The organism is Microvirga sp. GN3 (assembly GCF_055792825.1).
In genome coordinates this window covers 1-3,244 of record NZ_JBVVAK010000319.1, presented here as the reverse complement: position 1 = coordinate 3,244, position 3,244 = coordinate 1, and the positions used below count along the sequence as shown (strand labels likewise).

The 3,244-nt window shown below is 63.3% G+C and carries 1 protein-coding gene; it reads right to left on the bottom strand.

Translation table 11 applies throughout. From position 1 onward, the window contains the following. Positions 1-412 precede the first annotated feature (412 nt). The gene (gene katG / locus ACS5Q1_RS47205; RefSeq protein WP_473104677.1) at positions 413-2,614 is read right to left on the bottom strand and encodes a catalase/peroxidase HPI; all 2,202 of its coding nucleotides are present in this window, start codon (positions 2,612-2,614) and stop codon (positions 413-415) included. Positions 2,615-3,244: the final 630 nt, after the last annotated feature.

Here is a 3,244-nt window from a genome sequence, read left to right as displayed (position 1 = left end):
CATGCATGCGCGCGATCTCGCGCCGTTCAGCCAGGCTCAGGTGGATGTAGGGCAGGGTCATTCAGCCTCCGAGTGCAAACCCATTGTTTGTAACGGAATTCGCACTTCAGAATAGAATCCACCCCGTGACCTAGAGGTGTTCGCATAAGATAGGTTTTGACAAGAAGTCTCAGGTTTGCTTGCGCCTCTGTTGTGGAGGCAGAGCGATCCCGGATGTGCTGTCATATCTATCCGTCCGGTAAAAACCTCGTAGAGATTCCTTCATCCGTGAAGGACACTGTCTCCCTGCCCCGAGGTGCGCCTCGACCGTATAGAGGACTTCCACGTTCAGGCTGTCGTTCATGTTCGACTCAAACGAGAACCGGCCGGGGAAAATTCCCCGGCCGTCTGCAGTTGGCTCATGCGGGCGCGGTTATGCGGCAGCCTGCTGGGACGAGGCCAAATCGAATCGATCTGCCTGCATCACCTTGGTCCACGCCGCGACAAAGTCCTGCACGAATTTTTCCTGCGCGTCGGTGCAGGCATAGACTTCCGCAAGCGCGCGCAGCTGCGAGTGCGCCCCGAAGATCAGATCGACGCGCGTCGCTCTCCACTTCAGCTCGTTGGTCTTGCGGTCGCGGCCTTCGTACGTGCCGTCGGCGATAGGATGCCATTGTGTCTTCATGGTGAGCAGATTGACGAAGAAGTCGTTCGTCAAGACGCCGGGCCTGTCGGTGAAGACGCCATGCTTGGCCCCTCCGGCATTCGCACCGAGAACGCGCAGACCACCGAGAAGCACCGTCATCTCCGGCGCCGTCAGCGTCAGCAATTGTGCCCGGTCCACCAGCGCCTCCTCGGGCAGCATGAACTGCTCGCCGCTGAGATAGTTGCGGAAGCCGTCGGCGCGCGGTTCGAGGGGAGCGAAGGACTCGACATCGGTCTGCTCCTGCGACGCGTCCATGCGTCCCGGCGTGAAGGGCACCTGCACGTCGACGCCGGCATCCTTCGCGGCCTTCTCGATCGCCGCGGAGCCGGCGAGAACGATGAGGTCGGCGAGCGAGACCTTCGTGCCACCGGACTGGGCTTGGTTGAAGTCCTGCTGGATGGTCTCGAGGACATCCAGGACCTTGGCAAGCTGCTCGGGCTCGTTGACCTCCCAGTCCTTCTGGGGGCTGAGGCGGATGCGGGCGCCGTTGGCGCCGCCGCGCTTATCGGAGCCGCGGAAGGTCGAGGCCGATGCCCACGCCGTCGCGACCAGCTCGGATACCGACAGACCGGAGGCAAGGATCGTCGCCTTCAGACCCTCGGCCTCCGTGTCATCGATCAGCGGGTGATCGACCGCCGGGATTGGGTCCTGCCAGATCAGCGTTTCCTTCGGCACGAGCGGGCCGAGATAGCGCACGATCGGGCCCATGTCGCGGTGCGTGAGCTTGAACCAGGCGCGGGCGAACGCATCCGCGAACTGGTCCGGGTTCTCATAGAAGCGCCGCGAGATTGTCTCATAGGCCGGGTCGAACCGCAGCGACAGGTCCGTGGTCAGCATGGTCGGCACATGCTTCTTGGACATGTCGTGCGCGTTCGGGATCGAGGGCTCGGCGTTTTTCGCCTTCCACTGCCAGGCTCCGGCCGGGCTCTTGGTCAGCTCCCACTCGTATTGGAACAGGTTGTCGAAGAAGTAATTGCTCCACTTCGTCGGCGTCTGCGACCAGGTGACTTCCGGGCCGCCGGTAATGGCGTCGGCGCCGAAGCCGGTGCCATGCCCGCTCTTCCAGCCGAGGCCCTGATCCTCGATTGCCGCGCCTTCAGGATCCGGACCGACCAGCGAGGGATCGCCGGCGCCGTGGGTCTTGCCGAAGGTGTGGCCACCGGCGATCAGCGCGACGGTCTCCTCGTCGTTCATCGCCATGCGGAAGAAGGTTTCGCGGATGTCCTTGGCCGCCGCGATCGGATCCGGCTGGCCGCTGGGTCCTTCCGGATTGACGTAGATCAGGCCCATCTGCACCGCAGCGAGCGGATGCTGGAGCTGGCGCTCGCCGCTGTAGCGTTCGTCACCCAGCCACGTGCCCTCGGGACCCCAGTAGAGTTCTTCGGGCTCCCACACGTCGGCGCGGCCGCCGGCGAAGCCGAACGTCTTGAAGCCCATCGACTCGAGCGCGACGTTGCCCGCGAGGATCATCAGATCGGCCCAGGAGATTTTCCGGCCGTATTTCTGCTTGATCGGCCACAGCAGCCGGCGCGCCTTGTCGAGGTTGGCGTTGTCCGGCCAGCTGTTGAGCGGCGCGAACCGCTGCTGGCCAGCCCCGGCGCCGCCGCGGCCGTCGGTGATGCGGTACGTCCCCGCGCTGTGCCACGCCATGCGGATCATTAGCCCGCCGTAGTGGCCGAAGTCGGCGGGCCACCAGTCCTGCGACTCCGTCATCAGGGCATGCAGGTCCTTGATGACCGCGTTCAGGTCGAGGCTCTTGAATTCCTTCGCGTAGTCGAACTCCTTCCCCATCGGATCGGACAGCGGGGAGTTCCGATGGAGCACCTGAATGTCCAGCTGGCTCGGCCACCAGTCGCGGTTCGCTCGCCTTTGGCGGCCGCCGGTGAACGGGCACTCGCCTGCGTTCCTATCGTCGGTTTTCGTGTCCATCTTTCCCTCCAATTTCGCCGTGGCACCTTTCGTCGCTCATGCGCCTTATAGGTGGCAGCCCTTGTTTAGGTCTAGATGCCGTGCCTAGTCCCCACGCAGGAGCGAAACGGGTGGTTGTCCCTCACTGTGATGGTGCGGAAACGAGGATCGAGTGAATCCACCCCAAGCTTGATGAGGAACAGCCCATCAAGCGGTATGCCGGACCCGAACATGCTCGCGATCATCCTGCTCCCGTCCGGCCCCGGCGTGGGCGCTTTTGCGTGGGAAGGAGAGGCCGGAAGCGGCACCACGTCCGGCCTCCCCGCCTGGTCCCGAACACCAGTCGGAGCCGCCGCATCTCCAGGCAGACAAACCATAGCCAGCTTTGCACTGTCCTACAGCAGGATCGTTCCCCTACGTCATCCGGAAGTCATTCAGACGAGCAGAGCCGGACGAGAACTGCGGGCCTCTCGCCGTCAAGCACCGGAATTTTGTTGAGCAAAGATTTTGACAAGAAGTCTGTAACAGGTGCCGTGGCAGGGTTCCTCTCACAGGAGGATCTCATGCGGACCAATCAACGGCTGGCCCAACTCTGGCTCGATGCCCTGGCAACGGAGCTCGGAGCATCAGCCGGAACCATCGCCACCTACA

What these genes read in the sequence shown, in the direction of transcription:
- katG (WP_473104677.1), bottom strand. Translation starts at nt 2,614, where the DNA reads ATGGACACGAAAACCGACGATAGGAACGCAGGCGAGTGCCCGTTCACC.